The 5,877-nt window shown below is 70.9% G+C and carries 3 protein-coding genes; all 3 read right to left on the reverse strand.

Annotated features, from left to right (window positions below; translation table 11 throughout):
• On the reverse strand, window positions 1-1,667 hold a 1,667-nt coding region (locus BUE42_RS31305), incomplete at its 3' end, for a DUF6603 domain-containing protein (protein ID WP_200799073.1).
• Window positions 1,664-4,141: a metallophosphoesterase family protein gene (locus tag BUE42_RS31310; RefSeq protein ID WP_073469421.1), complete on the reverse strand. Its 2,478-nt coding sequence runs from the start codon at window positions 4,139-4,141 to the stop codon at window positions 1,664-1,666. The genes BUE42_RS31305 and BUE42_RS31310, both read right to left, overlap by 4 nt.
• The coding region (locus BUE42_RS33300) for a DUF6603 domain-containing protein (protein WP_200799074.1) at window positions 4,138-5,877 on the reverse strand (1,740 nt) is incomplete at its 5' end. The genes BUE42_RS33300 and BUE42_RS31310, both read right to left, overlap by 4 nt.

A 5,877-nucleotide genomic window follows, 5' to 3' on the forward strand; every position in this document is an offset into this window, starting at 1 on the left:
CCGCGGCTGCCGTCGGGCAGCCGCGTGGCGATCAGCCCGAAGGCCTTCAGCGTGATGCGCTCGTGCAGCGACAACTGCATCGCGCCGGCGTACAAGCCCTGCGCCTCGTCGTGGAACAGGAAGCCACCGCCCGTCAGCACGCCCTGCGCATCCACCGTCAGGCCGATGCCGCTCGGGGGCTTGAAGCCGAGGGCCAGGTCCGCCACCCCGAGGTTGCCGCCGCCCGCCGGAAACCCCAGCACCGCGTCGACCCCCACGCGGTCCAGTGCCGCCTTCACCGGCCCCAGCGCCGCCGACAGGCCGGCCGAAATCTCGGCACTCACCTTGCCGTCGCCGGCGTGCAAGCCCAGGTGCACGGTGTGCAGCGACAAGCCTGCGGCCGACAGATTCACCGGCAACGTGGCCTCCAGGCTGGTGCTGCCCTGCAGGTGCAAGCCGGTCTCGCTGGACCACAGGAGACCCAGGTCGAAGTTGGCGCGCAGGCCCTGGGCCGGCAGCAGGCTGCCCAGGAAGCCGTCGCTGTCGCCGGGCGCGATCACCAGGGCCGACGACGCGGTCTGCGCCGCGAGCGTCAAGGCCTTGCCGCTGGCGGACAAGTGAGTATCCAGCGCGAACCGCACGCTGCCGAACTCGAGGCGCGAACCGTCGGGCGGTCCCACCACGCAAGCGGGCTGGCCGGCTGTCGCGGGCACCGTGGCGGCGATGTGGCCCGTCACGTCCACGGTGCCGGGAGCCGCCAGCAGCGTCAGGCCGTGCCGCCCCCATGCGACGGCCTGGATGCCGGCCGTGAGGTCGAACGAGATCAGCCATGCGCCCGCGGCACGTTCCCCGCTCAGTGCGCCGAAGGGCGAGACCACCAGCCCGAGGTCGCCTTGACCGCCGCCCGACAGCGTCAGCACCACGCCGGCACCGGCTGCCAGCCCGCCCAGCGCATCGTCGGCATAGACGAGCAGCGCGCGTTGCATCAGCGCGGCCGCGCCGCCCATGTAGTCCTGGTCCTCGGGCTGGAAACCGTATCGGCAGCGGATGCCCAGCGAACGCAGCAGGCGCATCAGCCGCGGGAACAGCTTGTCCGCCATCGCGTCCGCCGCGGCCTGCGTGGCCAGCGTGTTGCCGTAGGTCGCCTGCAGCGTGGCGAGCGGATCGCGCAGCAGCGCGGGCAGGCGGTCGAGGTGGAATTTCTCGACGCGGTAGCTGTCGCGCAGCAGGCGGCCGTTGCCGATCACCGGTTGCGCAGGCGGCTGTTCCTCGGCCGGGTCCAGCAGCGTGAGCAAGGCCGCGGCGTGGCGCAGCGCCGGGGCGCGGCGCTCCAGGCTGCCGATCAGCAGCAGCGTCGTCAGGTCTTCGCCCAGGCCTTGCAGCGGGCCGAGGCTGGTGTCGGCATGCTCCAACTGGCGAATCGCCAGCAAGGCCGTGCGGGCCGCGTCCAGCACCCCGGCGATGCTGACGAAGGAGGGGTCGGACGCCGCGTCGAGCGCGTCGATGCCGCCCTTCCGCGCGGCCACCGCGTTCACTACCGCCAGCAAGGCCGAGGTGTCGGTCAGCGGCGTCACGCCGACTTCTGCCAGCAGGCGATTCAGCACCTGCGGATCGCCGACGCAGCGGGCGAACGGATCCAGCAGCGTGGACAGGCCGTGAGCCAGGGAACTGAACAAGGTGGTGCTCATGGCAGGCTGCGGGCTTGGATCTCGGGGAACAGCGGATCGTCGGCGTCGAGGCTGACGGCATAGTTGGTGCGCAGCGTGCCGGCCGCGATGCCGTTGGTCCACAGCACCGTGTGGTGGACCTTGCGGCCGCGGTGTGCCGCCATGTCCCAGTCGAAGCCGAGCAGGCCCAGGTTGTTGACGCCGACGATCTGGCGTTGCGTTGTATGGGCCACGTTGTAGGCCTCGAGGCGCTCGCTCGCCGTGCGGATGATTGCGGCGGCCTGCAGCCGCTCGGCGGGCGTGTTGCCGGCCGGCGGGGCCGGAACGGGCGGGCCGGCCTCGCTGGCCTTGTCCGCCACCAGGTAGTCGAGCCGGTAGCTGTAGTCGGGCGGTGTCGCGCGGTCGATGCCCACGCCCAGAAAGAATCCGTCCGGCGAGACCTGCAGCGTCGGCTGCTCCAGTGTCTCGGTCAGAAGCGGGATGAAGCTCGGGTGCACCAGGCCCTTCTGCCCGACCGCGCGCTGCGAGCCCGTGCCGACATTCCAGCCGACGTAGCCCTCGGGATGGTGGCGGGGGATCAGAAGGCGCCCGATGATAAAAGGACCGTGCTCGTAGCCTTCGCGATGCATTTCCACGGTCGCCCCGGTCTGCTTGCGCAACGAGCTGGCTACCAGCTGCGCCAGCACCACGCTGGCCGGCTGGGGGGTGTCGTCCTCGTAGCGCGTCGTGGCCCGGTACAGCAGCCGGGACGCGAAGCTGAAGTGCACGTCGCCGGACAGCAGCAGAACCGAGCCCTGGCGCTTGCCGTCCTGCTGCGGCAGCTTGTTCGACAGCACCACCATCAGCCGGTCGAAGGCGACGGACGGCAGCTCCCAGGCTTCGTACACGTCCGGGTGGTGCTCGATGAAGTTGGTGAGGGTGTCGTGGCGCGTAGCGGTTCGGATCGGTTGCACCGGCGGCACATTGGTGGTCAGCACGACCAGCAGCGCGCGGCCGGCGAGCTCGGGCGTGCGGTCGATCTGCAGCACCATCTGCTCGCGCGACAACAGCTCGCCGCCCTGGCTGCTGCCGAACGGGAAGACGCGCCAGCTGCGCGTGTCGGTGACGATCACCTGATGCCCCGGGCCTTCGATGGTGTAGTTGTACGTCAGCGAGTCGGCCTCGTGGAACACGCCCTTGTCGGGCCGGTCGCGCAGGTCCGTGTCGTCGTGCACCCCCACCAGGGCGGCGATCGCGCCCGCGTTCTGCGCATAGCTGGCGGCCGTGGCGCCGGCCAGCAGCCCCAGCAGGCGCTGGCCGGCCGGTTGGGGGGCGGTGCCGGCGGCCGGTTCGAACTGCTCCGGTGCGTTGCCCCAGTGCTGGCACAGCGCGTAGGCGACCAACGCGTTCTGCACGACCTGCACCCCCAGCGGCCGGCCATAGACGCCGTGGCAGAAGTCGCGCGTCATGTTCCAGTCGTCGGTGACCTCGTGGTCGTCGAAGATCATGTAGCTCGGCACGTTGGCCAGCAGGCGGCGGACCTGGGGGATGGACTGGCGGAAGAGCTTCATCCGATCGGCGTGCTTCTCCATCGCCTTCGGCTCGTTCTTGCACAGGTCCCGCTGGGCTCGCCACTGCCCGAGGATCGCCGGATCGTGGATGCCGGCGGCACCGGCCTGCAGCAAGTCGGCGCGGCTCGGCAGGGAATCCGCCGTCCACAGCACGTCCGACCACACGAACAGGTACATCGCAAGGTACTCGCCCAGCGACATCAGGTGCGCGTCCAAGTCTTCGGAGGTGAAGCCGCTGTCGTCCAGCAGCTTCCTGCGAAAGTAGGGCGGCAACTGCTCCGCCGGCTGCGGCCCGCCGAACGCCGCGGGCACGGCGAGGGTCTGCTGCCAGCCCAGCAGGTTCACCGCGGCATCGGACAGCATCACCAGCATCGCCGGTGCCACGTCGTCGGCATAGATCTGGTCGCCGTTCAGCAGCAATTGGTGGGGGCGTCGCAGCGGATCGGTCGCGCTCTCCGCGATCAATGCGTCGCCCAGTGCGAGCGCATCCGCGCCCTCGGCATGCGCAATGCGGCACGAGCCGTGCAGCAGGCGCAGGTCGTTGAGGTTTTGCGGCGGCAGGCAGAAGCTCGGCGTGTCGTAGGGCGGGTAGGCGAAGGCCGGTGCCGTCGTGCCGGTGGCCTCGGCCAGGCTGACGCCGGACTTGTTGGCGAAGTCGAACGACAGGTCATAGTGGTAGATCGCGTTCTCGGTGAGCAGCGCATCCGCCGCCAGCGGACTGGCCGTGACGGCGACGATGTGCAGCCGCAGGCCCACGGCCACCGTGTGGCGCGTGCCCTGCAGCAGCTTGCGGCCCGCTCCGTCGCGCACCGACAGCGTGACCTGTGCCGCGTCCTGCAGCGCAAGCCACACGGTCACGCTGCTGGACGTGGTCTTGCGCAGCATCGGCCCGGCCAGCACCCGGGGTTTGCCGTTCAGCGTCGAACTCAACGATGCCCAGGTCATGCTTGCAGCTCATGGACGGGCAGGAGCTGGAACAGCGCCTTGCCGCGGTTGAGGGTGGAGAGGGCGGCGTGCTGCTCGCTCCAGGTGGCGGCACCGGCGAGCGCGGGCAGCGCTGTGCCGCCGGTGTTCGCGGCGATGCGCCACTGGGGGGCCTGCAGCGTCGCCGCCGGTGCAGCGACGCTGCTGCGGAAGCGGGCCCGCCCGACCTGGCGCACCGGCGCGCGCGCGGCCGAGCCGCTGCGGCTGAAGGCCGGCAGTTGCGCGGCGGGCAGCACATAGGGCGCGGACACGGCGGCCTCGCCGACCACGACGGTGCGGTAGCCGAGCGTCGCGGCCACGCTCTGCGGCGCATCGATCAGCAGGGCGGTGCTGCCGAAGACGCAGCCGGCATCCATCGTCTCGAAGGCGGGCGCGGCGAGCCGCTGGTCGTCGGTCATCGTGAAGTACTGGGCCGGCGCGAAGGCCGCCGCCCGGGCCGTGCTGGCGAGCGGCGCGCCATTCATCGAGGCCGTCACCGCGAAGCGCCGTGCCCCCAGCACCGGCGCTCCACCGAAGGTGTCGATGTCGCGCGCCGTGTTCAGCGGCACCACCTGCTGCGTGACCGACAGCCGGCCCAGCGGGTCCAGCACCAGCGCGCTCGACGGCGGCAGGCTGCGCAGCGCGACACCATGCGGATGGTCGGCGCTGCGCTCGATGCGCCACGCGCTCGGCGCCACCAGGGCCTGCTTCAACTGGGCAAGCACGTCCACCGCGTCGGGCAGTGGAGGCGGCTCGCCGCTGACCAGCGTGGCATCGAAGTGCACCGAGAAGTGGAACCAGAAGATCTTGAAGCTGGCCTTGCCGCTCAGGCGCAGCGGACGTGGCCCCTCCAGCTCGCCGGCCAGCTCGACCATGAACAGGTTGTACGAGCCGCGCTTGAGCTGCAGCCTGGCGTGGTAGTCGGCGATGAAGTGCAGCGGCGCCAGTTGCACCAGCACGTCGAAGCCGACATCGCCCTCGACGCTGAAGCCCGCGGCGCTGGCATACAGCGACGCATGCGCACCGAACTGCACCGTGTTCGACGTGATCGCGAAGTAGGCGTCGCACACCAGGCGCGGGTTGTTGCCCGAGCTGAGCGCGATGGCCACGCGGTCCAGCGCGGGGAAGCCCGCGGGCGGTGCGAAGTGCGGGTTCAGCCCGCCCACGGCCAGCACGAAGCTCGGGCCGGAGGCGAAGCCCGCGCGCAGCGCGGCCGACCCGGTGATCGCGAACTTGTGCGCCAGCCGCGAGTCGACGAGCACCGCATCGACCGCGGCCGTGCCGGCATCGAAGTCGATGACGCCCATCGCTTCCATGTTCAGGCGCACGAGGTCGTTGGCCGCCGACGGCAGCAACGCGCTGATGCGCCCGAGCGCAAGCAGCCGGGTGCGCGAGCCGAACTCCAGGATCAGCGCCAGGTCCATCAGCACCAGCGTCGGCGTGAACCAGCCGATGCGCGCCAGCAGCCCCAGCAGGTAGCTGCCCCGGCGGGCCGGAAAGGCGGCCGCCAGCGAGCGGATCAGTGCCGGCGCATTGCCCACCGGATCGCGCGGGAACAGCAGCGTGGCCAGCGTGCCGTTCTTGAGGCCCTGGCGCATCACGTCCTGGTCGAAGCTGCGGTTCACGCCCACCATGCCGCCGATGCCCAGCAGCGTGAAACCCAGGCCCAGCGGGATCGGCTGGAAGTCCTCGGCGGTGATGAACACCAGCAGCGAGTA

The organism is Rhizobacter sp. OV335 (genome assembly GCF_900142965.1).
GTDB lineage: Bacteria > Pseudomonadota > Gammaproteobacteria > Burkholderiales > Burkholderiaceae_C > Rhizobacter.

Excerpts from the sequence above, each read along its gene's own strand:
- BUE42_RS31310 (WP_073469421.1), bottom strand. The coding sequence starts at position 4,141 with ATGACCTGGGCATCGTTGAGTTCGACGCTGAACGGCAAACCCCGGGTG.